Source organism: Faecalimicrobium sp. JNUCC 81, assembly GCF_053667625.1.
The window spans coordinates 1,270,477-1,294,353 of the sequence record NZ_CM132203.1 but is presented as its reverse complement, the minus strand read 5'-3'; the positions used below and the strand labels follow the sequence as shown (position 1 = coordinate 1,294,353).

24 protein-coding genes are annotated in these 23,877 nt (G+C 25.9%); 8 read left to right on the top strand and 16 right to left on the bottom strand.

Features of this window, described 5'->3' with window-relative positions; genetic code table 11:
• Positions 1-266: 266 nt before the first annotated feature.
• A complete protein-coding gene (locus JNUCC81_RS06495; protein ID WP_454095840.1) occupies positions 267-719 on the top strand; it encodes a hypothetical protein in 453 nt (150 codons plus the stop codon).
• A 40-nt stretch (positions 720-759) separates the two neighbouring features.
• Here JNUCC81_RS06495 and JNUCC81_RS06490 read toward each other — a convergent pair whose 3' ends face one another.
• Positions 760-1,023 carry a TIGR03905 family TSCPD domain-containing protein gene (locus JNUCC81_RS06490; RefSeq protein ID WP_454095839.1) on the bottom strand — a complete coding sequence of 88 codons (264 nt, stop codon included), beginning with the start codon at positions 1,021-1,023 and terminating at the stop codon, positions 760-762.
• A 783-nt stretch (positions 1,024-1,806) separates the two neighbouring features.
• Here JNUCC81_RS06490 and JNUCC81_RS06485 point away from each other — a divergent pair.
• Positions 1,807-2,562 (top strand): peptidylprolyl isomerase, encoded by a 756-nt coding sequence (locus JNUCC81_RS06485; protein WP_208334940.1) that lies wholly within the window; start codon positions 1,807-1,809, stop codon positions 2,560-2,562.
• Between the two features lie 46 nt (positions 2,563-2,608).
• Here JNUCC81_RS06485 and JNUCC81_RS06480 read toward each other — a convergent pair whose 3' ends face one another.
• Positions 2,609-3,013, bottom strand: a complete 405-nt coding sequence (locus JNUCC81_RS06480; protein ID WP_208334166.1) for a CBS domain-containing protein — start codon at positions 3,011-3,013, stop codon at positions 2,609-2,611.
• Between the two features lie 216 nt (positions 3,014-3,229).
• On the opposite strand from JNUCC81_RS06480, the gene JNUCC81_RS06475 reads away from it, so the two are divergent.
• Entirely contained in the window at positions 3,230-3,997 is a 768-nt protein-coding gene (locus JNUCC81_RS06475; protein ID WP_454095838.1) for a hypothetical protein, read from the top strand.
• Between the two features lie 120 nt (positions 3,998-4,117).
• Here the strand turns inward: JNUCC81_RS06475 and cspD are convergent, their stop codons facing one another.
• Both cspD and JNUCC81_RS06465 read right to left on the bottom strand, forming a co-directional pair.
• Positions 4,118-4,318, bottom strand: a complete 201-nt coding sequence (gene cspD / locus JNUCC81_RS06470) for a cold-shock protein CspD (RefSeq protein WP_042272983.1) — start codon at positions 4,316-4,318, stop codon at positions 4,118-4,120.
• Positions 4,319-4,459: 141 nt separating this feature from the next.
• A complete protein-coding gene (locus JNUCC81_RS06465) occupies positions 4,460-5,755 on the bottom strand; it encodes an amidase domain-containing protein (protein ID WP_454095837.1) in 1,296 nt (431 codons plus the stop codon).
• A gap of 236 nt (positions 5,756-5,991) precedes the next feature.
• Here JNUCC81_RS06465 and JNUCC81_RS06460 point away from each other — a divergent pair, with 236 nt between their 5' ends.
• Complete coding sequence (locus tag JNUCC81_RS06460; protein ID WP_454095836.1) at positions 5,992-6,810, top strand: pyridoxamine kinase; 819 nt, start codon at positions 5,992-5,994, stop codon at positions 6,808-6,810.
• Positions 6,811-7,019: 209 nt separating this feature from the next.
• On the top strand, positions 7,020-7,340 hold the full coding sequence (locus JNUCC81_RS06455) for a YlbF family regulator (RefSeq protein WP_208334169.1): 321 nt from the start codon (positions 7,020-7,022) through the stop codon (positions 7,338-7,340).
• A gap of 54 nt (positions 7,341-7,394) precedes the next feature.
• Here the strand turns inward: JNUCC81_RS06455 and JNUCC81_RS06450 are convergent, their stop codons facing one another.
• Positions 7,395-8,606, bottom strand: a complete 1,212-nt coding sequence (locus tag JNUCC81_RS06450) for a hypothetical protein (protein ID WP_454095835.1) — start codon at positions 8,604-8,606, stop codon at positions 7,395-7,397.
• Positions 8,607-8,822: 216 nt separating this feature from the next.
• On the opposite strand from JNUCC81_RS06450, the gene JNUCC81_RS06445 reads away from it, so the two are divergent.
• Positions 8,823-9,140: a hypothetical protein gene (locus JNUCC81_RS06445; RefSeq protein ID WP_454095834.1), complete on the top strand. Its 318-nt coding sequence runs from the start codon at positions 8,823-8,825 to the stop codon at positions 9,138-9,140.
• 48 nt (positions 9,141-9,188) lie between these two features.
• Here JNUCC81_RS06445 and JNUCC81_RS06440 read toward each other — a convergent pair whose 3' ends face one another.
• The 3 genes from JNUCC81_RS06440 to JNUCC81_RS06430 form a co-directional block, all read right to left on the bottom strand.
• Positions 9,189-9,758: a hypothetical protein gene (locus JNUCC81_RS06440; protein WP_454095833.1), complete on the bottom strand. Its 570-nt coding sequence runs from the start codon at positions 9,756-9,758 to the stop codon at positions 9,189-9,191.
• Positions 9,759-9,978: 220 nt separating this feature from the next.
• On the bottom strand, positions 9,979-10,923 hold the full coding sequence (locus JNUCC81_RS06435) for a 4Fe-4S binding protein (RefSeq protein WP_454095832.1): 945 nt from the start codon (positions 10,921-10,923) through the stop codon (positions 9,979-9,981).
• A gap of 1 nt (position 10,924) precedes the next feature.
• Positions 10,925-12,571: an FAD-dependent oxidoreductase gene (locus JNUCC81_RS06430; protein ID WP_454095831.1), complete on the bottom strand. Its 1,647-nt coding sequence runs from the start codon at positions 12,569-12,571 to the stop codon at positions 10,925-10,927.
• Positions 12,572-13,253: 682 nt separating this feature from the next.
• On the opposite strand from JNUCC81_RS06430, the gene JNUCC81_RS06425 reads away from it, so the two are divergent.
• Positions 13,254-14,135, top strand: a complete 882-nt coding sequence (locus tag JNUCC81_RS06425) for a LysR substrate-binding domain-containing protein (protein ID WP_454095830.1) — start codon at positions 13,254-13,256, stop codon at positions 14,133-14,135.
• 30 nt (positions 14,136-14,165) lie between these two features.
• On the opposite strand, the gene JNUCC81_RS06420 is transcribed toward JNUCC81_RS06425, so the two are convergent.
• The 5 genes from JNUCC81_RS06420 to JNUCC81_RS06400 all read right to left on the bottom strand — a co-directional run bounded on the left by JNUCC81_RS06420 (position 14,166) and on the right by JNUCC81_RS06400 (position 18,966).
• Positions 14,166-15,167, bottom strand: a complete 1,002-nt coding sequence (locus tag JNUCC81_RS06420; RefSeq protein ID WP_454095829.1) for a hypothetical protein — start codon at positions 15,165-15,167, stop codon at positions 14,166-14,168.
• Entirely contained in the window at positions 15,160-15,945 is a 786-nt protein-coding gene (locus tag JNUCC81_RS06415; RefSeq protein ID WP_454095828.1) for a DUF1700 domain-containing protein, read from the bottom strand. The genes JNUCC81_RS06420 and JNUCC81_RS06415 overlap by 8 nt, the downstream gene beginning before the upstream one ends.
• Positions 15,938-16,270 carry a PadR family transcriptional regulator gene (locus tag JNUCC81_RS06410; RefSeq protein WP_208334178.1) on the bottom strand — a complete coding sequence of 111 codons (333 nt, stop codon included), beginning with the start codon at positions 16,268-16,270 and terminating at the stop codon, positions 15,938-15,940. The genes JNUCC81_RS06415 and JNUCC81_RS06410 overlap by 8 nt, the downstream gene beginning before the upstream one ends.
• Before the next feature lie 255 nt (positions 16,271-16,525).
• Complete coding sequence (locus JNUCC81_RS06405) at positions 16,526-17,557, bottom strand: M42 family metallopeptidase (RefSeq protein ID WP_454095827.1); 1,032 nt, start codon at positions 17,555-17,557, stop codon at positions 16,526-16,528.
• Between the two features lie 71 nt (positions 17,558-17,628).
• A complete protein-coding gene (locus tag JNUCC81_RS06400) occupies positions 17,629-18,966 on the bottom strand; it encodes a nucleoside recognition domain-containing protein (RefSeq protein WP_454095826.1) in 1,338 nt (445 codons plus the stop codon).
• Between the two features lie 143 nt (positions 18,967-19,109).
• On the opposite strand from JNUCC81_RS06400, the gene JNUCC81_RS06395 reads away from it, so the two are divergent.
• Positions 19,110-20,234 carry an MGDG synthase family glycosyltransferase gene (locus JNUCC81_RS06395; RefSeq protein ID WP_454095825.1) on the top strand — a complete coding sequence of 375 codons (1,125 nt, stop codon included), beginning with the start codon at positions 19,110-19,112 and terminating at the stop codon, positions 20,232-20,234.
• Positions 20,235-20,262: 28 nt separating this feature from the next.
• On the opposite strand, the gene JNUCC81_RS06390 is transcribed toward JNUCC81_RS06395, so the two are convergent.
• From JNUCC81_RS06390 to mglA, 3 genes are all read right to left on the bottom strand, one after another.
• Entirely contained in the window at positions 20,263-21,102 is an 840-nt protein-coding gene (locus JNUCC81_RS06390; protein ID WP_454095824.1) for a M23 family metallopeptidase, read from the bottom strand.
• Positions 21,103-21,300: 198 nt separating this feature from the next.
• Positions 21,301-22,335, bottom strand: a complete 1,035-nt coding sequence (gene mglC, locus JNUCC81_RS06385) for a galactose/methyl galactoside ABC transporter permease MglC (protein WP_454095823.1) — start codon at positions 22,333-22,335, stop codon at positions 21,301-21,303.
• Complete coding sequence (gene mglA, locus JNUCC81_RS06380) at positions 22,319-23,854, bottom strand: galactose/methyl galactoside ABC transporter ATP-binding protein MglA (RefSeq protein WP_454095822.1); 1,536 nt, start codon at positions 23,852-23,854, stop codon at positions 22,319-22,321. The genes mglC and mglA overlap by 17 nt, the downstream gene beginning before the upstream one ends.
• Positions 23,855-23,877 lie beyond the last annotated feature (23 nt).

The following is a 23,877-nucleotide window of genomic DNA, read 5'->3' as shown; positions in this document are numbered from 1 at the left end:
ATAGTAAAATTTATATTTTAACTAACATATTCTACCAAAAAACAATATCCCAGTCAATTTATAGAATTGATATGATTTGTTAATTTTTTATAATTTCATTTATTTTCTTTTTTATAATTATATGATAAAATAATTAGTATATTTTGCTTTGATTGGATATAAATTTTAATGCCAAACTTGTACATAATATAAATGTAGTAAATTTTTAGTTTCAAACAAGATAATGTTATTATAACTAAATATTTATTAAGATTAGGAGGATTAATATGGGCTTTAAAGACAAATTTGCGCAATCTTTTGCTAGATCAAAAACAATGACTGGACCTGAGAAAAAAGCTAATGAAATAATGGGAAAACTAATCATGAAAAAAGCGATAGCTCCTATTGTTTTAATGTTAATTGTGTTAATTGGAGGATTTTCATTAAAAGTTAACTCTTTAGTTATTCTTGGAGTAAACTTATTAATTGCAGTTGGAACTTACTTCTATATAAAAAAAGCTAGTGAAAAGTTCCAAAACTTCAAACCTTACGTAGGTAACTTAATAAACCTTGAGAAAAAAGGTAAAAATGAATATGTTGCTATTATAAAACAAGGAAAAATGCCTATTAAATTAGAAATTGCTTACGGTGGAGAAGATTTTGTTAACGTAAAGAAAAATCAATTAGTTCAAGTAAGTTATAACCCTGATGCTAAAATAGCCGTCTTAGTTACAAGATAGTAATAAAAAAGCTTCTACGATTAAAGTAGAAGCTTTTTTATTACTCTTGTTCTTCATATGCATATTCTTTATATATTTTTAATGCTTTTGCTAATTGGTCTGGGCATGAAGTTCCTCTATTTTTACAAGGTATATCTTCAAGCATATCTATTATTTCATCTATATTTTTACCTTCTACTAAATGCTTAATTCCTATTGCATTGCCTGAACATCCTCCTTCAAATACTACATCTTTTAATATATCTCCTTTTATATCCATTAATATAGATTTTGAACATACACCTTTTGTATAATATCTATACATTTAAATCCCCCCCATTTTTAAAGTTTGAATGTTTATATATTTATAATCTTTATAAAAATCAATGTCTATTAATATATATTAATTTTTTTTATAATATTTCATATATTTTTTTAATATAGGAATATTAATTCTAGTATTTAACAACTTTATATGTTTTAATTTACTTATAAACATACTTAATTGATAACTAAGAAAGGATGGAGCTTAATTGATTAATAATAAATTTTTTGATAACTATTTTAAAGTCTTAACCCTTCTATTCTGGCCAATTATTTGGTATAAATGGGTTGCACTTTCAATTAAATCTATAGAAATAACTATACTTATATCATATTGTTCTTTAGCTATAATATTTATGGCTTTCTACTTATTTTTTAATAGAAAAAATAATGATACTAAAGGTATAGTAGTTTTATATAGAATAAGTACTCTATTTGCTTTTATATCCACTTTATTTAGTTTTGTATTATTTCCTACAAGCTATATCTGGCTATATTTAAAAATAGTTTTTGTCCTTATTTATTTTTATTGTTCTTGTCTTAATGTTTATAAATATAAAATAGAAGAAGGTGTTGTTGGTATTTTATCATCTCTTTTATTAATTTTAATCACTTTGTTATATTAAGGAATATTTAAAAATTATATACTATAAATTAATTTGTTAATTATATAAATATATAATTTAATCTTTGGAAATATTAGACATATAGATTCTTTTCTGATATTATTTATCTTAAAGGATAATATTAATAATGAAATATATAAATAAAGGAGTTAACTACTATGGAAAAAAAAGTTTTAGCTACAGTTGGCGAAAAAGAAATAACTAATTATGATGTTGAAAGTGCACTATCTAGCTTAGATCCTTATCAAGCTATGCATTTTAACACAGAAGAAGGAAAAAAACAATTATTAGAAGACTTAGTTAACCAAGAGTTATTCTATATAGAAGCTAAAGAAAATCAATTACATAATGATGAAGAATTTAAAACTGAAATGAAAAAAATAGAAGAAAACATGTTAAAGCAATACGCTATAAACAAAGTTTTATCTGAAATAAAATTAACTGAAGAAGAAAAGAAAGCTTTCTTTGAAGCTAATAAGTCTAAATTCAATAAATCAGAAACAGCTTCTGCTAAACATATATTAGTAGATTCTGAAGATTTAGCTGGTGAGTTACTTAATAAAATAAAAGCTAATGAAATAAGCTTTGAAGATGCAGCATCTAGCCACTCTACTTGCCCATCTAAGGATGCTGGCGGAGATTTAGGATCTTTCCCTAGAGGACAAATGGTTCCTGAATTCGAAGAAGCAGTATTTAATATGAACAAAGGAGAAGTAGCAGGTCCTGTTAAAACTCAATTTGGATATCACTTAATAAAATTAGAAGATATTCAAAAAGGTGGAGAATCTGAGTACGAAGAAGTTAAAAATGAAATAGAAAAAACTTTAATGTATCAAAAACAAAGTGAAGCTTACTCTAATAAATTAAATGATCTTAAATCTAGATTTTCAAATACAGTTAGATTTAATGACTAATATATAAAGCCTAGCAAATTTGCTAGGCTTTTATATTTATCTTATTTTATGCTCTTAATTTATCATAGCAATACTCTATTATATCTCTTCTCTTAATTATTCCTATAAACGTATTTTGATCATCTATAACCGGAACAAAGTTTTGATTCATTGACTTAGATATTAAATCTTCTATATTTGCATTAACAGAAACTGGAGCATTGTCCATTCTTCTTTTTACATTCATAATAGGTATATCTTCTATAGATTTTAAATCTAGTGAAAAATCATTTTTTAATGTCCATAATAAATCTCCTTCTGTAATGGTTCCAACATACTTACCGTCTTTGCTAATTATAGGAATCGAAGAATATCTATGGTATTCCATCTTTTCTAAAGCTTGCCTCATAGTGTAGTCTTCATATATATATGCAACTTCACTTTTAGGTGTTAGAAAAAATAATATATTCACTATACTACACCCCCAAATACTTTTGTAATCTTCACAAAATATTATATTAAAATTCACTCTTCATATTAATTTTACCATATCTACGCACTTTTTTAAATTTAATTATATACTTATACAATATTTTTTTATTTAAAATCATTTTTTTGGGTATATAAATATTATATTAATTTATTAAATAGACGATTTAAATAATTTTCCACAACAGGAGGCACCACTATGAAATTCGATTATAATTTTGAAATTGAAAATATATTAAACCATATATATAAACATAAAATATACAATATTGCCCATAAAAATAATATTTTAGATATTAACAAAGAAAACCTAGCAAATTATATAAATATATTTAAAAATACAAAAATTTACCTAGGAAGCGATATGGATGAATTTATTATAAATTTACTTCCAAAAGATAAAGATGGCTACTTCTTTAGATGCTCTATAGCTAAGCATCATAATTATTCTTTCCCTAGATTATATGATTATGCTGGAAATAAATTAAAAAATGTTAATTATAGTAAGTTTGCATTTCAACTTTGGGAAGCTCATATGAATGAAATGCTATTAGAAGATGTGAATCGTAGATTTAGCCAAGATAGCTTTATAACTTTTATAGATAATAATCTAAATAATATGATAGATAGTATAATATCTCATGTTAACGATTTAAATAAAGATAATGAGATTATTATACCTTTAAAAGATAAAGAGGATTTAATTCCATCTGTAAAAAAAATGATATTAAATAAAAAACTTGATCTTTCTTTTGCTCATATTGTGATTGACATGGATGCACTTAGAGATGAAATGACTAAATTCACTACACCTTTTCATATCTATAGTGAGTTTGATAAATTAGAAGACAATTTACAATATTGTTTAGATAATTTCTTTAAATATAATTCAAAAGAATTATATGATCTGCTTACAAATGAAAAAGGATTTATCTTTGTAAATGATATGGGACTTGTTCGTAAATAATTATAAACTTATGATTTTTAGTATTAAAAATCATAAGTTATTTTTTTACACAAAAAAGCCGCTTACAAAGCGGCTGTTGTTTCACATATTACTAGAATTACTAATATATATGAATTTTAATTATAATCTAACTACGTTAGCAGCTTGAGGGCCTTTAGCTCCTTCAACTACTTCAAATTCTACACTTTGTCCTTCTTCTAAAGACTTGTATCCATCACCTGTTATAGCTGAGAAATGTACAAAAACATCATCTCCACCTTCTACAGATATAAATCCAAATCCTTTTTCATTGTTAAACCACTTAACTACACCAGTTTTCATTGATAAATCCTCCTAAAAAAACACAATTATTTAGCTACAAGCATTGTAACCTCATAAATACTTTATCATATATAACCATAATTGTCAAATATTATTAAATTTATACAATAACACATATATATTATTTAAAAATTAGAATTATTAGTAATGTACTTGTATTATGTGAAATTTTATAGACTTATCACTCCAACCTAAATCCCATGGAACTAGTAATCTATCACTATTATGACATGTTACTAAAGGGTATCCTTTTGAGTCTATACCCGTTACAGTAGATACATGAGTTATTCTTCCACCTTTTTCATAACCAACAAAATCACCTGGCTTTAGATTATAAGCTGCTTTATATACATCTTGATAAGTTCCTTTAGTTATTAAACTACCTCTACCACTATTTAGTATATAATTTTTAAATGCTTGAGCATTTACCCATGCTTTTGTTCCTTCATTATCAGAGTAATTCCAAGTTCCATTTTTCTTAAATTTTCCACTTTCAAACATAATTTGTGATGCGAAGTTTGCACAATCGCCTCCATCTGGATTGTAATCTTTATACTTTGAATTAAATTTCATACCATGTTCTTCATCAGCTGCCGCTCCACAAAATTGGTGAGCATAACTTATCGCCTTTGCTTGTTCTTGTGTAAGCTCTAAACCTTTAGGTTGTTGATTGGCTATGTAAGCCTTTATATCATCCGACTTAATATTATCTAAATTCAAAGAATCTGCAAAAGGATCTGTATACCATTCTTTAGTTATTATACATTGGTTATCATTAATTTTTACATTTAAATAATGATATGTACCAATCCTAAACATATTTATTTCATCTGGTTGGTCTTCATATGAATATTTATATTCTGTAGACACAGTACATATAACACCATATAAATCTTCTTCCTTTTCTTTTACTTTTTTAACCTTTACTCTAGTTTTTATATCATTAAATTTAACTCCTTGCTTACTAGACCAATTTTCTAAATACTTCATCTTTTGTACTTCATGTTCATATGCCCAAAGACCAGTTTTTTTGTTTGTTTCGTAAAGTTGTTTTAACTCTTTTTCATTCTTATCTAATAATGCCTTATTTCTATAGTCAAAAAGATGTTCAAATAATAGCTGATATTGAGTATTTACTTCAGTATCATTCATATTACTAACTTCATCATAAATTTCTTTTATCATTTTTTTATCTTCTTTAGAGGTTATTTTATCTTTATAATTTGATAAACTATTTAGTAAAATTTGATTTTGACTATTCTCCTCCTTTATATTAATACTACTTGCCTCAATCATTTTATCTTTCTTAAGGTTTTGATTAATAGCCAAGCTTGTACCTATGGACAAAGTTATACCTAATGATAAAATCATACCTTTGATGAACTTATTTTTTATTTTAAGTTTTTTCAAATTTACACCTCCTAACAAAGAGTACATCACTCTTTAAACTTTACTTATATTTTTAATAGTTAATTATTTTATATTATTATATCCAAATAATAAGTAAATAATTTTAATTCTTTTATTTAATGTTAAATTGTAATGGTACATTGTATTTTTTCCATTTTTTTTAATTTATTTACTATTTTTTTATAATTTTTAGTAGTAATATAGCTATATAAATATAATTTTTAATTTAGTAAATTTTAAATAGTTATGGAGGTGCTGCTAAATTGAAAAAAATTGCAGCTATAAATGATTTATCTGGTATTGGAAGATGTTCACTAACAGTTGCTATTCCAATACTATCAGCTTTAAAGTTACAATGTTGCCCTCTTCCTACTGCAATACTTTCAAGTCAAACAGGGTATTCTGAGTTTACTTTTTTAGATTTTACTAATCATATGGGAGATTATTCTAAAGTATGGAAAAATTTAAATGTTGATTTTGACTGTATATATAGTGGTTTTTTAGGCTCTATTGACCAAATAGATATAGTATCTGCTCTTATTAAAGAAAATACCAATTCATTGATTGTGGTAGATCCTGTTATGGGTGATGACGGTTGTATATATCCTGTTTTTACCGAAGAGATGTGCCATAAGATTAAAGATTTAGTAAGATTATCAGACTTAACTACACCTAATTTAACGGAAGCATGCTTTTTAACTAATCATGATTATTCTAAAAAGGATCATACTAGAGAAGAAATTATTAATATTGCAAAAGAAGTATCTATGCTTGGTCCTAAAAATGTTGTTATAACTGGTATAATAGAAAATAATAATATTTTAAATCTAGCTTATAGCAAAGATACTGATGAATACTTCTTTACCTGTGTAGAGTATAACCATTGTTCTTATAGTGGTACAGGTGATATATTTACATCTATTCTATGTGGGTTATTAAATAGAGATTATGATTTAAAATTTGCAGTTAAAACTGCTACTAACTTTATTTATAAAACTATAAATTATACTTCTAAATTTAAAACTAATCGTAATGATGGAGTAATGTTTGAATATTTTTTATCCGAATTAACTTCAATTTAAAAAGGAGATCTTAAAATTTAAGATCTCCTTTTTCCACGTTGTCTATTTTTTATGTCAATCTTGATACCTTATATACTATTAAATTTTCACTATATTTGCTACACTTTTGAAAGGATTTATAATAATATTTATATATTAATAATTAGTCTATATTTTAATCAACATCTATAAAATATAATATACAGATTTTTAAAAGGAGATGATATTATATGGATATAAATCATAAAGCTAAGGAGTTTGCATCATATGTGAAAAATACTAAAGAATTCAAAGCTATGAATAAAAGCAAAGCTGATCTTGATAAAAATAGATCTCTTAAAAAGAAACTTGATTCCTATATTAATAAAAAAAATAGTATATACTCTAACTATAGAATGGAAGATGCTTCTATAAAAATGAATCAATTAAATCAAGAATATAGTGATTTTTTTAACTCACCTATTGTATCTAACTATATGCAATCTACAAAACAATTTAATTCTATGATGGAACAGTTATATAAAACTATAGAAAAAGAATTACTTAGATAAAATAAATTTATTTAATAAAAAATAGAATGCCTTTTGGCATTCTATTTTTTATAATTATTCAAAATCTCTTGGTTGTATCATATTTTGCATCATCATATTTTGCATCATCATATAGTAATTCATCCACATATCATTCATATCTTGATATTGACTTATATATGGATTCATATATGGCATCTCCATTGTTGGATATTCTTTTGCAAATCCACCCATATATTGCATTGGACACATATCATACATTGGGCTTACATAAGTTGAATCACACATATTACAGTCGTATATATCTATATCTTCAACATATATTATTTCATCTTGTTGTTTACATGGATTACAGTAATTTGATTTGTTCCCTTTTGTTTGTGGCATATTAAATCCGAAATCATACTTTTCTTCTTTACATGGATTTTTCTTTATTTCCTGACATCCACAATCATGTTTTTCTTCTTTGCATGGACTCTTTAACAATTCATTGATACATCCACATTTTTGTTTTGCTGGTTTACATCCATAACTTGGAACATATTTGTCTATACCTTTTACACAATGATCCTCATATGCAGGTTTTACATTTTTATCGCATTCATCTAATTTCATACCACATTTATCTATCATATCTTCACATTTTTTAGATTTCAGTTCATATTCTTTTATTTTTTCTCCTGCACTTTTATAGCATTCTAATGCTTTCTCATCACATTTTTTAGCTTGAGCAAATAATTCTTTTGCTCTTTCATTATGTTCTTGTGCTTGTTCATATAAGCATTTAGCTCTTTCACAATTTTCTTCAGCTTCTGCTTCTACTCTTTTAGCTTCTTTGAATAAACATTTAGCTTGTTCGCAAAGCTCTTGTGCTTTTGCTAATAATTCTTGTGCTTTACATTCAGCTATTTTTGATTCTTTTTCACTACAATTAGCATTATTTTTTAAGTTTTCAGCTTTTGCTGATAATACTTGAGATGCTTTTTCACATTTTTGAGCTTGTTCAAATGCAGCTTTCGCTTTGCATTCGCAGTCTAATGCTTTTTCAAATAATTCTTCTGCTTGTTTAGCTAATTTCACACATTTATCTACACATGTTATTTCGTAGTCATCACAACCACAGTCTACATATTTTTTGGCAGGCTTTTTGCAAGTATTCATTGGTTTACATGTATTTGCCGGCTTACATGTATTAGCTGGCTTACATGTATTTACTGGTTCACTACAAAAATTACAATCGTCATATTGAGGTGCACATGCACATCCATGTTTTTTTTTCTTTCTCATAATACGTCAAAACCCCTTTGCTGTATTTTAACCCCCATAAGAAAAACTTATGTTGTCTACTATAATTATATGTTTGTCAGCAAATGTGGTTACTAATTTATTTAATGAGTATTATTCTTGTCTTTGAATCTTATATTTTTTTATTTATTGGATATTATATTGATAAGCACTATAGAATAGTCTATTAAAATAAGATTTTAAGATTGGAGAAATTTTATGACTTCTGATGAATTTAACAATGTTTATTTAATTAATGAAGAAAATAATTTTAATTCTTCTACCTCAGACTACTGTACTAATTTAAAAAACTTTGCTAAAAATAATCCTGCATTAACTACAGGATTAGCTACAGCTTCAGTAATTGCTACAGCTAGTGTTATTAGCCCAAAGGTTAGAAAAGTTACTATGCCAGTTTGTAAATATGTAGCAAAACAACAATTGAAACTTCTTACTGGTATCGGATTATTGTCTGTAGCTCGTTCTATATCAAATCAATCTAATCTATATAATAAGTTAGATGATAATAATTTGTAATAAGATAAAAGCAGTATTAGAACCAAAATTGGTATCTAATACTGCTTTTTAATCTAGTGAAATTAATTCATCTTCATAATATAATTGAACTTTTTTTATCCAAGTTCCTTTGTGACCTTCTTGAATAAGATTTTTTATTATTGCATTTACTGTATATTCTTTAGCGTATTCGTTTAAGTAATCATCTTTCCATGATACTCTACTATTTTCGATATCTGTTGGTTCTACTAATTCAACCTTAGCAGTTTCCGGTTCATCAACATTTACTTTAATAGGTAAATCATTAAAAGCTTCATGAGAAATAAAGTTAATTATAGCCTCAACCTTCTCTTGCAGAGAACTATTTTCTTCTACCTCAACGAATCTAATATCTTTAACATCTTTAGATAACATACTTATAGGTATTTTTATAGGATTGACAAGTTTATTTTCTTTACTTGAATCCTTTGTAATTCCATTAATTTCTCCTGCTACTTCTAAAGGCTGACTATGTGTATCGTCAATTATATAAGATGACTTAGAATCTATAGCACTACTATCACTTATATCATTACTTGCACATCCTGTAATTAATAAAATAGTAGCAATTACACCTAAATTTACTGCTAATTTATTCATAAGTATACCTCTTCTTCATTTAAGCTTTATTTTATTATAGCACAGTATACTTTATATTTTTAGCATTTTTAACCTATTTTTCTACTTTATTTTATTTTTTTTGTTTTTTTCTATTATAATTTTTATATTTTAAATTTATTTTAAATTTAATTATAATAAATTTTAATATTTAAATTTATATAGTTTGTAATATAATAAAACAACTATATACTACTTATAACTAGCATGTTGCTCCACCTATAATATGAAGATCTGCACCTAATATTTCATCTTTTCTACTTAGTATTTCATCTTTTAATATCTCAGATTCTACTTTTCCAAATCCTATTCTATCTATCATATCACCAAAACGTTCACCAGTTTTTCCTTGTTCTCTATATACAAGTAATGTCTTTTCTATTATTTTTATAACCTCATTTTCAGTATATATACCTTTTAGCATATCTCCTGGTCTAGATACTTTACCCCATTTACCTCCAATATATATTTTAAGTCCCCTTTGGCCTTCTTCTATTGCATCAAAATGACATTTATCTATACATAGACCACAGTTATTACACTTTTCTCTATCTATAGATAATCTACCATCCACCATTTTTAAAGCTCCCGTCTTGCAAACTGATAATGGTCCACATTTTTTACATCCTGAGCACATATCTATATCATAATATGGAACATATTGACCTACTATACCAAAATCATTTAAATTTGGTTTAATACAGTTATTTGGACATCCACCTATACCTATTTTAAATTTATGAGGTAGCTTCACGTCATACCATCCCTTATAAAATATTTCATGTAATTTAGTTCCCAATCCTTGTGTATCACAAAGTCCAAAAGTACATACAGTCCCCTTACATGGTACTATTGGCCTAACTCTTGAGCCAGTTCCCCCTGATGCTAGGTTATCTTTTTTTAAATATTCTTTTACATTTTCTATATCATCATATTTTATCCCCGGTACTTCTAATGTAAGCCTTGTTGTTAATGATATTTGTCCATTCCCAAATTTTTCAGCTATTTCAGATACATTCTTAAGCTGTTTAGCTGATAAAGCTCCATTTTCAGTTATAACTCTACAAGAAAAGTGTTCTCCATCATTATTTGATAAAAAACCTTGTCCTTTTACTACTTTTCTCATTTCATCACTTAATTTAGCCATTTTAATTTCCCCCTACTAATTCCAAATTTAATAAATCTTTATTTAAAGCTATTCCACCTTCTAAAACTTTAACATCTTTATATCCATAATATTTCATCCTATTATATGTCATATATGCTCTTTTTCCTCGTGCACATACAAGAAGTATTTTATCATCATATTCAAGACCATCTATTTTCCCGTTAATATTTGTAAGATTTATAAATTGAGCACCTTCTAATTGCTGTACTTTCCCTGAGTCTATAATTTTATATAGATCTTGATTTTTTATAAATTCATCATATGTAATTATATCGACTTCACCATTTATTTTATTAAGTAATACGTTTGCTGCATGTCCAATTGGAGGTATTGCCGTTGAAAATGGTGGTGCATAAGCAAGATCTAGATTTTGTAAATCAGAAACCTTTGCATTAAATGTCATAGCTGTTGCAACTACATCTATTTGCTTATCTACTATTCCTTTTCCAAATATTTGAGCACCAAGTACTTTTTCAGTATTTCTATCTGCTATAAGTTTTATAAATATAAGATCTGCATCTGGATAATAATGTGCCTTATCATCTATTGGAACTATTACACTTTCAACATCATACCCTAAATTAATAGCTTCTTTTTCTGTAAGCCCTGTTCTTGCTGCATTTATATTTAATAATTTTACTATTGCAGTTCCTAAAACACCCTTAAACTCTGAATTTTTACCGGCTAAAGTTTGAGCTAAACATCTTCCTTCTTTATTTGCAGAAGATCCCATAGGAGACCATACTTTCTTATCGCTTAATATATGCTTTACAGCTACACAGTCTCCTGCCGCATATACGTCATTGTCACTTGTTTGCATGTATTCATTAACTTTTATAGTCTTATTATTTTCTAATTCTAATCCACAATCTCTTGCAAGTTCTACATTAGCTTTTATTCCTACTGCCATTACTACTAAATCAGCTTTCATGGCTCTTTTATCAGTTCTTATTCTACTTACTTTATCATTTCCTTCAATTGAAGATAACGTCTCATTAGTAAGTACCATTATTCCACTTTCCATAAGCTCGTCTTCTATATATGAACATACTTCATTATCAAATCCCGGTAATATGTGCTCTGCTGCATCTATTATAGTTGTTTTTATATTACATTCATGAAGATTTTCAGCAACTTCAAGTCCTATAAAACCTCCACCAACTACTATAGCTCTTTTAATCTCTTTTCCCTCAATAACTTCCCTTAAATCTATAGCATCCTTCGGTGTACGCATATAATAAACACCTTCTAAGCCAATTCCCTCTATTGAAGGCTTTATCGGGTCTGCTCCCGTCGTAAGAACTAATTTATCATATTTAAATTTAACATCTTTTTCTGTTAAAAGATTTTTAGCCATTACAACCTTATTTTCTCTATCTACAGATATAGCTTCAGTATCAGTTATAACATCTACTTCTGTAAGTTTTGAAAAATTTTCAGGAGTATTTACTATAAGACTATCCTTATCTTCAATTACACCACCTACATAGTAGGGTAATCCACATCCAGCATAAGATATATCCTTTCCTTTAGTGATCAGAGTAACATTATATTCTCTGTTATCACGTTTTAATTTTGCAGCCGTTTTAGTGCCAGCCGCTACTCCACCAATTACTAAAATATTCACCTTTTGCCCCCCTTTTATTTATACAAAAAATTTAACTTTAGATAATTATTTTTTTAACAGTTAATATCTATTAAAATTATAGCAATCCTCCTACAAAAAAGTAAACTTATAAATATTTATTAATCTATAAGTTTAATTTATAGTTAAATTTAGTTTTTAAATAATTATATTATACTTACTCAAAAGCTTAATAATTTAAGATATTTTAAATCTTGTTGTGATAAGCACTATGAATATTTATTGCAAACTCAAAGATTAAAATGTATATTAGAAAATATAGAAAAATTACTATGTCAAATTAAATGTTTCCCTACTAAAGATTGTGATTTATTATCTAAAATTTTATGTTTATTTAAAATATAACTTATTTATTTCTATATAATTAATAATAATCAAATATATAAGTGAACTATTATACATAATGTAATCTCTGATATCCATCCTTCTATTTTTAATAATATATTGTTATTGCAATTTTTTAATCATCAATTATAATATAATTATTCTATAAAACAAAAAATTTAACAAATATATATAGTTAATTTTCGAATATAAATCCAATTAGGAGTTTATCAAATTCATATATAAAACTGTTAAATATTAATTAGTAAATGAAATTTGAAATTTATATGTATTTCGAGTTTTATAATAAACCAAATTCTAAATACTAAGGGGAATTTATATGCTTGATTTTAGATTAGAAACATTTATACAACTTTGTGAAAGTAAAAACTACACAAAAACCGCAAAAAAACTATGTATTACTCAACCTGCTGTTACTCAGCATATAAAATATATTGAATCTAAATATAATATAAAATTATTTCAGTATGTTGGCAAAACTCTTACCCTTACAAAAGCTGGAGAAACTTTTTTAAATAACATACTTCATCTTAAAACCATGTCAAATGCAATTGAAAATAATATAAAAACTTTAAATACTAACAATAAATCATTATCATTTGGAGCTACTCGTACTATTGGTGAATTTATTGTACCTGATATAGTTAAGAAATATATTTCTATGTTTCCTTCAACTAATTTATCAGTCGTTGTTGATAACACTTCAACATTACTTGATATGTTGAAAAAAGGATTAATTGAATTCGCTTTAGTTGAAGGTCATTTTAATAAATCTGAATATGAAACTTATTTATTTAGCAAAGAAGAATTTGTAGTTGTAACTTCTCCGCAAAATGAACTCGCTAACAAACCTCATGTTAATATTGATGATTTGCTTAATAGTCGCTTAATAATTAGAGAAAAAGGTTCTGGAACTAGGGAAATTTTTGAAATGTGGCTTTATGAACATAACTATTCTTATGAAAATTTTAATCACTTTATAGAACTTGGTAATATAAACCTTATAAAAGATTTAGTTAAGAATAATCTTGGTATCAGCTTAATGTATAAAAAAGCTATTGAAAAAGAAATCAATAATAAAGAGCTTACTTTTATAGATATCGATAGTTTCGATTTATATCATGAATTTAATTTCATATTTTTAAAAGATTCTATTTTTAAAGAAGATTATATAGATTTTTACAATTTAATAAAAAAATAAAAAAACTTCTCTTTTGAGAAGTCTTTTATTTTATAAAATATTTATATTTTGTGCATTTATATTAATCTTATATTCTGTTTCTAATGATTCTAGTTTTTTATTTAATGTACCTTTAATTTCTCTTATTATATTATTTTGTGAGTTATTATTATCTAATGAATCTTCTATATCTATATTTTCTGATGCTTTCATATCTACATTAAACTTATATTTATTTACAGGAATATCTAGTTTCACTTGTGAATCATGGCCATTTATATTAAAATTATTTGCCATTGGTATATCAGTTGTAATATAAACATCACCATAAGATTGAATGTTTAAATTGACATTGTTTGGTATATATTTTTCTATATTATCAATAAATATATCGTCATCAGAAGAATATACATTTATTGAATCTGCTGCTATATTTATATTTTCTATTCCTAAAATTTCTCCCATAGATAATCTAATGTTACTTTTAGATACTATATCTAATCCCTTTAAGTTTTTAACTCCTTTAGGTAAAGATATAGCTCCATATATTGTCTTAAATTCTATATTATTTAAAACAACATTATCTATAATATTTAAAGATCCATACTTTGCAGATACATTTAAGTCTACATTATTTGGAATATATATTGTTATATCTTGTCTATGTCTATAAATATCTGATTTAACTAAATCTATAAGATCATCTAAATTATTAACTTTAAAATTATAGTTATTTTTTCTTTCCAATTCTTTTTCTGTTATTGCTAATTCTTTATTATTATTTTGTATATCATAATTACTCATCCCTCTTTTAGTAATTTTTACACTATTTTCATTATGCTTTTTTATTAGAACATGGGCATTTATAGTATTTATATTTAATTTATTAATATCTATTTGCTCATTGTATATAATTTCTTCTTTATCCATTTCTTTTTGTATTTCATATGCTTTATTTGTAAAATATGGTATAGATTTTATACCTGAATATACAGTTCCTATGCCTCCTATTATTACTAATATTATAGCAAATATAGATAATTTCTTATTCATATTTCTCATCTCCTTTATCATAATCTTTAGATTTTTCATTATCATGATAATTTGATTTTTCATAATTTATTTCTATTTCTTGTTTTTCATATTCTTCTTTTTTCTTACTAGCATTTATATATATGTTTCTTGTTTTCATCCAATTTATATAATTTTTAACTATTTTCTTACATAATCTTATTGCAAATATGTATATTTGCCAAGCAAGTATTTCCCCTCCAATAAATGCCATCGAGCCAAATATAAATAATCCTATTAACTGTGGAGTTGAAAATATAAATTTAAATGTGAATATTAATACACCTGTATAAATTACTAATGATGCAACTAATCCTATTCCTATGGTTACTAATGTCATTAAAACTCCAAAAGCAGGTATTATTAAAAATAAAGATAATATAGCTAATGCTACTTGTATCCACCTTCTACTTACTTTATGATCTTCATTTTCTATATTTGGTGTTAATTTTTCGCTTATATACTTTTTACCTTTATTGTAATTTTCTTTTGCTCTTAATTTTATTACATTTAATCTATCATCTATACTATCTGTTTTAGACGATTTACTATCACCATTATTTCTTATTTGTGATATAAGTTCATTTGCAATAGATTTAGGTGAGCCTAACGCTTTTATTATCTCCATATCACTTTTGCCTTCTATAACTCCGTCTACAAAATACTCTTCGTAATCTCTTAATATATCTGCAACTTCATCTTCAGAAAAATCTTTTTTTAGATAGTCTTTTAATATCTCTAAAAATTCTGCTTTATTCAAAGTAATTACCTCCCTTATCATTATCAATTAAAATATTTACAGCCTCAACAAACTCTTTCCATTCAACCATTAAGTTATTTAAATTTTGATTTCCCAATTCTGTTATTTTATAATACTTTCTTGCCGGCCCTTCACTTGACTCTAATATATATGTCTCAAAGTACTCTTCTTTTGTTAATCTTCTTAAAATTGGATATATAGTTCCTTCATTAACATCAATAACTTTAGATATATTTTGAACTATTTCGTATCCATACATATCTTTCTTAGAAATAAGTGCTAATACGCATATCTCTAACACGCCTTTTCTAAATTGTGTGTTCATATACTGCCTCCTTTCTATACAACACAGTACTGTTTAATACACAATACTATGTAACACTTCTTATGCATTAATAATAACACAGTACTGTGTGACGCACAATAGATATTTATAAATTTATTATAACCTTATTAAAACCAATTAATACTTGCCCATTATGTATATCATTTTAATTTAGTAATATTAATATGTTCATACATTTATATAAAAATAAAGCTATTTAAATATTTAAATAGCTTTATTATATCTTAGATAAATTTATTTTATATAATTTATAATTAGATTTATAGTTTCTTCTATTGACTTCATATGAGTTCTTTCATATCCATGTGATGCAAATATACCTGGCCCTATAAGTGCAAATTTTGCATTTAATCCAGCTTTTAATGCTGCTGTTGCATCTGAACTATAATTTGGGTATATATCTAATTTGTAATTTACATTATTTTCCTTACAAACATTAACGATTTCACTTATAAAATCATAATCATACGGTCCACTAGAATCTTTTGTACATATACATACATCATATTCTGTTGAGTTTTGACCCTCTCCTGGACATCCCATATCAACCGCTATAAATTCCTTTGTATTCTCAGGTATAAACGTAGCAGAACCATGTCCCACTTCTTCATAATTACTAAAGAAGAAGTTTATAGTATTTCGAGGCGTTATGTTATTTATTTTTATATATTTTATAACATAAAGTATAGCTGCTACAGATGCTTTATCATCTAAGTATCTAGATTTAACATATCCTGAATTAGTAATTTTAGTTCTAGTATCAAAAGAAACAATATCTCCTATATTTATTCCTAAGTTTTTTGTTTCATCCTTTGAGAATACTTCTTCATCAATTACTATCTCGTAATTTTTGCAATCTCTTGGTAATTCTTTTGCCTCACTTGCATGTATATGAATAGATGGTTTTATAGTTTGTAATGTACCTTCATATTTTTTATTATCTCTTGTGTGTATTAAGCAGTTTTCTCCTTCAATTGTATTCATCATGTATCCACCTATTTGAGATACTGCTAGCCTTCCATTTGCTTTTACTTCTTGTACCATAGCACCTAAGGTATCTATATGAGCTGAAAATGTAATTTCATTTTCTTTATCTGTTCCTTCTATTGTAGCTACTAACATACCTTTATTTCCAAGCTTATATTCTATATTCATATCATCTAATTCTTTTTTTATATAATTAATGATCTCTTTTGTATATCCTGTTGGACTGGGTATATTTAATAATTCTATTAAATAGTTTTCTATTATTTTAGTATTGTGCAAATTATTACCTCCTATATAATTCTATATTGTTTAAAATACCTGAATATTCTTTATTATTATATTTGAATTTATCAAGTTATGTACCCTATATAAAAATAATGTAATATAGAGTAAAAAATCATTGTTATAAACAATCTCTCTAAATAAGATATTATAAATTCAATTTTACTTATTTTAATTTCTGTACTTGAAATATACGCTATATTACTAGTTAATGATGTACATGTTAGTAATGAAACTATCCCAATTAGAAATCTAGTTGTATATTCTATATTTTTATTCAATATGTCTATGGCTATAACATTATTATAAAATAAATTAACGCAAAATTCATTAAATTCATTTATACTTGGAATTTTTAGTATTTGAGATAGTGGATTTACTATATATTTAAGTATTTCAATAATAATATCTGTATTTATTATTGCATTTCCTATATATAAAATAATTACTATATTTGGTATTAACTCCATAACAATTTTTATAGATTCTTCAGCATTATTTAACATATATAAAAATATACTTTTTGTATTTTTATTAATAAGATGCTTATCTAATCCTTTTTGAAATTTATTATCTTTATGTATAGTCTCTTTATATCCTGTTTTAATATAATATGATTTTCTCTTTTTATTTAAAGGATATATTCTACATAATATAATATTCATAACTATTGCTATAAATATACTGGCTATTATAAAATCAAATCTATTTATATCTAACTCCTTAGATATATATATACTCATAGGAAATGATATTATAGAAAAATTTAGCATTATCATACAAGCTTCAACTTCTCTTAGTTTTCCACTTTTATATAATTTATTAGTCATAAAAAATCCACTAAAAGTATCTACAAATAAATATACCAATATATTTACTATACTTTTACCACTTAATTTAAACATTTTTTTCATAGTCCTTTGTAAATAGGATTCTACTATATCTAAAAGACCATATTCTAATATAAACGGCATAAATATTGCACTTATTGGCAGTACTGTAGCTACATTTAGAATAACCTCATTAATTAGAAGTAATACATTATCATCTAAAAAAATAATTGTATTTTTTCCATAAAATATATTTAATAATATTAAAATACTTAATAGGCGAATGTATAAAAACATTTTTTTTATACTATTTTTTTTATCTTTATACGAAAATATAGATTTTAAACATCCTAGGGTAGTATATAAAACTATACAAAGTTCCAATAAAGGTCTTGCGTCTGTTTGTAATTTATATGAGAGATGATATATTATTGTTTGCACTTGTCCATTTGATTTTATTGGTATAAAAAAAATAATTAGGCCTATTATAGAGTATATTAATGACTTTAATCCATAGATAAAGTCATTACTTATATCTTCTTTTTTAAATTCATTTTTTGTACTTATATTCTCCATAACTTACACCTCTTTATTTATAAATGTTCCACTTATCATAAATATTTCCTTCTAAAATTAATAAGTTTTAATATGATTGATAAAATCCAATTTGAGAGGTATAATACTATAATTGGTAAGTTAAATCTAATAGAGGTGATAAATTGATTGAAAAAAATAAATTTAAGAATATTTTAATACTTACAGCACAATTTGGAGCAGGTCATATAAGTGCTGCTAATGCTATTAAAGACGCTATCTTGGAAAAAGATAGTACTTCTAATATTACGATTCAAAATTTTATGATTGCAAGTGCTCCAAAAGCAAATGATTCAATGGTGAAATTTTATGAAAGGAATACAAAGTATACTCCTGCTTTATACAATTATTATTATTATTTAAAAAAATCATTTGATTCTAAATATGATATTGCACATAGAATTTATACTCCAAAACTTGCAGATTATATTCTTGATAAAAATCCAGATTTAATTATATCTACATTCCCTCTTGCAGCTGCATGTGTAGATAACTTTAAAGTAAAATATCCTGATATAAATGTGCCTACATTAACTGTTATCACTGATGTAGTAGATTCTCTTGAATGGGTATACCCTCATACTGATATGTATTTTGTTCCTGCTTTAGAAATTAAAAATAGATTTGTTCAAAAGGGCATATCTCCTGATTCTATTAAGGTAACAGGAGTTCCTATTAATAAAAAGTTTTATGCGGATAAAAAAACATCCATACCTAATAAGAATAGGTTATTAATATTAGGTGGAGGTAGAGGTTTATTTGATATAAGTGAAGATTTTATGTATTGGATTGACGAATTTTTAGATGATTTTAAAGACTCTATAGATGTAACTATTGTTACAGGTAGTAATTCTAAACTGTATAACAATTTAACAGTAGAAAAACCACTTTCTAATATAAAAGTTTTAGGATATGTAAATAATATGCATGAATTAGTAAAAGATTATGATCTTATGATAACAAAACCTGGTGGTGCTACTTTGTTTGAGGCTATACATTCTCAAACTCCTGTTATAGTTAGAGTTCCTAAAATTGGCCAGGAAATAGAAAATGCTAGATTTATAATTGATAAAGGTGTTGGCCTTTTATATCATGATGAAGACGATTTAAAAAAACTCTTTTATAATTTACCGTCTGGTAAGTTTGAATCTTTAAAAGATTTTATGCAAGCAAATATAAGTGATTTTAAAAATACAATATATGCTGATAAAATTTCAGATTATATATCTGAGCTAATAAATAAAAAATAGAAGAGCCTTTGTACGGCCCTTCTATTTTTTATTTATTAACTGCATTAATAGGATTTATATTTTCATCATTTACTATTGTTTCAAAGTGTACATGATTTCCCGTAGAATCACCTGTTGTTCCTACCTTTGCTATCACCTGTCCTTTTTTTACTATATCCCCTTCTTTAACTACATTAGAAGTGTTGTGGGCATATACGGTTTTTTTACCATCAAAATGTTTAATTTTCACTACATTTCCATAGCCATTTTGACTCCCTGAGAATATTACTATACCGTCATCAGAAGATAATATATCTGTATTCTTTGGTGCTGGTATATCTATTCCCCTATGAAATTTTACTTCTCCTGTTATAGGGTGTACTCTTTCCCCAAATGGTGAACTAATTTCTTTATAAGATTGAAGAGGCCATATACCATTTATAAATTGTAAATTGTTTTCCTCTAAATACGCAAACTTTTCTTCTTCTATTGATTTTTCAAGTTTTATACTATCTATAACAAAATTTTCTAGTTGTTTTTCAAGTTCATATTTTGTACTTGCTAAGCTTTCTATTTCTTCTTTTTCACTATAATTTTTATCTTTTAGACCTTCTGGAACAAAACTTACACTTACAACTTCTACACTGTTTTCTGTATATGTATTTTCTTTATTTTCTAGTTTTTCAATATTATTTTTCTTGGATTCTAAATTAGATTTTAAATCATTGATCTTTATCCTTAGCTCTTCTTGAGCTTTTTTATTTTCAATTAATAAATCTATGTTAGTTTTTTCATTTAATGCATATGTATTTATATTTTTATTTCCTAAAATAAAAAAACATATCGATAATATTATTAATATCATCATTTTACTTCTGGTTTTACTCATTATTTTTTCACTCCTTTTTCCACTATCTATTAATATTGACAAATTTTATTAAACTTATTACTTTTTTTGTATAAGTAAATTTATTCACTTAAAATTTATACTTTCTATTCAATAAAAAAAGCCCTCTAAAAGGACCTTTTTTATTGAATTTATTTATATGAGTGTTATGTTTTTACTAATTAATTTTTTATATGAATTTTATGATTTTTTAATATGTTTTCTAGTATCAAGTGCAACTGCTGCTATTATAATTAAACCTTTTACTATAAATTGTAAATAAGTACTTACTCCAATAAATGCAAGTCCGTAGTTTATAACTTGGAATATTAAAACCCCTGTTATAATACCACCTATACTACCAACTCCTCCTGCAAAAGATACTCCTCCAACTACACAAGCTGCTATTGCATCCATTTCATACATAAATCCTGTATTATTAGTAGCACTACCAACTCTAGCCGCTTCAAGTGATCCTGCAAGGCCGTATAATGCACCTGCTATTACATATATTATTATAATATTTCTTGCAACGTTTACTCCTGAAACTTCTGCTGCTTCTGGATTTCCACCTATTGCAAACATATTTTTACCAAGCTTAGTTTTATTCCATACAAACCACATTATTATAGAAATTACTATTGCGTATATTATAAGATATGGTATTCTAAAATCTCCTGTACCTATGTTTCCTTGAGCAAGCTTTGTAAATGCCGCGTCAAGACCTGCTATAGGTTGTGCCCCATATGGTGGTCTATCAAAGTATAATGATGTTAATCCATATACTATAAGCATTGTACCCATAGTTGCTATAAATGGAGGCGTTTTAAGTTTTGCTACTGCAAAACCATTTAAAGCTCCCATAAGTCCACATAATATCATTGCTATTATTATCGGTACTACAAGTGGCATCTTTTGCAAATCAGGATACATACGATACGCATAGTCAGTAGCTTGTAATAGTGATGCTGATACAACTGCTGCTAAACCAATTATACGCCCTGCAGAAAGGTCAGTACCTTGAGTTACTATTATTCCACCGACACCCAGTGCAATTATTACACGTATAGATGACTGTGCTAATATGTTTCTAATGTTATTTACAGAAAGAAAACTTGGTTCTATAAATATTATTATAAATAATAATGCTACTAAAACTAATTGTATTGCATTATTTGTAATAAATTCTTTTATTGAATTTTTATTATTTATCGTTTCTTTAACTTGAGACTTCATAACTATCCCCCTCTAAAAACTTCGCTGATAATTTCATTATCTCTTCTTGATTAGTATCTTTTGAATCGACAATTCCAGCAACTCTTCCATTACTCATTACTAAAATTCTATCTGTTACGCCTATAAGTTCTGGCATTTCTGAACTTATCATTATTATTCCCTTTTCTTTGCTTGCAAGGTCATTTATTAATTGATATATTTCATATTTTGCACCTACATCTATCCCCCTAGTAGGTTCATCTAGCATAAGAACTTCAGGATTTGTGAGTAACCATCTCCCTATTATAACCTTTTGTTGATTACCTCCTGATAAACTTCCTATAGGAGTTTTTTGTGATGGTGTTTTTACATTCATAGAGTCTATTACCCATTTAGTATCTCCTGACATTTTCTTGTTTGATAAAAATAATCCATTAGATTTATAGGAATTCATATTAGATATAATAGAATTAAATTCTATACTTAACTGAGGGAATATTCCTGTGCTTCTTCTTTCTTCTGTAACTAGTGCAAATCCATTTTCAAGTGCACGTCTTGGATTTTTATTTTCAATTATTTTATTATGTAATCTAATAGTTCCATTTTGAAGCTTTCTCATTCCAAATAAAGCTTCTACTATTTCGGTTCTCTTAGACCCAACTAATCCTGCTATACCAAGGATTTCTCCTTTTTTCAAGCTAAAACTAACATCTTTTAAACCAAATTTATTTTCTTCTGTAAAATTCTCTACTTCTAATATTACTTCCCCTGGATGATTGTCTTTTTTAGGGAATCTATTAGACATATCTCTTCCTACCATCATGCTAATAATATTGTCTATTGTCAATTCACCAGCTTCTTTGGTATCTATTAGTTGACCATCTCTCATTACTGTTACATAATCAGATATTTTTAATATTTCTTCCATTTTATGTGATATATATATTATAGCTACGTTATCTTTTCTTAATTTATTTATTATTCTAAATAAATGTTCTACTTCTTTTTCAGTAAGAGACGATGTAGGCTCATCCATAACAATTACCTTTGAATCATAAGATACAGCCTTTGCAATTTCTACCATTTGCATTTGTGATACAGATAAAGAGTTTACCTTTTGACGTGGGTCTAAATTAATATCTAAATCTTTAAATATTTTTATTGTGTCTTCATACATTTTATTTTCATCTATAAATAGCCCATGTTTAGGATATCTTCCTAACCATATATTATCTAATATATTTCTTTGTCTAACCTGATTTAGCTCTTGATGTACCATAGATACTCCATTATCTAAGGCTTGCCTTGTATTTTGAAAATTGATTTCTTTACCATCTAGAAATATTTGACCTGAATTTTTTTGATATATACCGAATAGACATTTCATTAATGTTGATTTACCAGCTCCATTTTCACCCATTAAGGCATGAACTGTCCCTGGTTTAACATTTAAGTTTACATTAGATAAAGCCTTTACTCCTGGAAATTCTTTCGATATATTTTTCATTTCTAATACAAATTTATTATTTATATTTTCCAAAAGTTGCGCCTCCTTTAGACGTA

Excerpts from the sequence above, each read along its gene's own strand:
- JNUCC81_RS06475 (WP_454095838.1), top strand. The coding sequence starts at position 3,230 with ATGAAATTCGATTATAATTTTGAAATTGAAAATATATTAAACCATATA.
- JNUCC81_RS06425 (WP_454095830.1), top strand. The coding sequence starts at position 13,254 with ATGCTTGATTTTAGATTAGAAACATTTATACAACTTTGTGAAAGTAAA.
- JNUCC81_RS06435 (WP_454095832.1), bottom strand. The coding sequence starts at position 10,923 with ATGGCTAAATTAAGTGATGAAATGAGAAAAGTAGTAAAAGGACAAGGT.
- JNUCC81_RS06450 (WP_454095835.1), bottom strand. The coding sequence starts at position 8,606 with ATGAGAAAGAAAAAAAAACATGGATGTGCATGTGCACCTCAATATGAC.
- JNUCC81_RS06390 (WP_454095824.1), bottom strand. The coding sequence starts at position 21,102 with ATGAGTAAAACCAGAAGTAAAATGATGATATTAATAATATTATCGATA.
- JNUCC81_RS06495 (WP_454095840.1), top strand. The coding sequence starts at position 267 with ATGGGCTTTAAAGACAAATTTGCGCAATCTTTTGCTAGATCAAAAACA.
- JNUCC81_RS06400 (WP_454095826.1), bottom strand. The coding sequence starts at position 18,966 with ATGGAGAATATAAGTACAAAAAATGAATTTAAAAAAGAAGATATAAGT.
- mglC (WP_454095823.1), bottom strand. The coding sequence starts at position 22,335 with ATGAAGTCTCAAGTTAAAGAAACGATAAATAATAAAAATTCAATAAAA.
- JNUCC81_RS06410 (WP_208334178.1), bottom strand. The coding sequence starts at position 16,270 with ATGAACACACAATTTAGAAAAGGCGTGTTAGAGATATGCGTATTAGCA.
- cspD (WP_042272983.1), bottom strand. The coding sequence starts at position 4,318 with ATGAAAACTGGTGTAGTTAAGTGGTTTAACAATGAAAAAGGATTTGGA.
- JNUCC81_RS06420 (WP_454095829.1), bottom strand. The coding sequence starts at position 15,167 with ATGAATAAGAAATTATCTATATTTGCTATAATATTAGTAATAATAGGA.
- JNUCC81_RS06485 (WP_208334940.1), top strand. The coding sequence starts at position 1,807 with ATGGAAAAAAAAGTTTTAGCTACAGTTGGCGAAAAAGAAATAACTAAT.
- JNUCC81_RS06465 (WP_454095837.1), bottom strand. The coding sequence starts at position 5,755 with ATGTACTCTTTGTTAGGAGGTGTAAATTTGAAAAAACTTAAAATAAAA.
- JNUCC81_RS06440 (WP_454095833.1), bottom strand. The coding sequence starts at position 9,758 with ATGAATAAATTAGCAGTAAATTTAGGTGTAATTGCTACTATTTTATTA.
- JNUCC81_RS06490 (WP_454095839.1), bottom strand. The coding sequence starts at position 1,023 with ATGTATAGATATTATACAAAAGGTGTATGTTCAAAATCTATATTAATG.
- JNUCC81_RS06445 (WP_454095834.1), top strand. The coding sequence starts at position 8,823 with ATGACTTCTGATGAATTTAACAATGTTTATTTAATTAATGAAGAAAAT.
- JNUCC81_RS06455 (WP_208334169.1), top strand. The coding sequence starts at position 7,020 with ATGGATATAAATCATAAAGCTAAGGAGTTTGCATCATATGTGAAAAAT.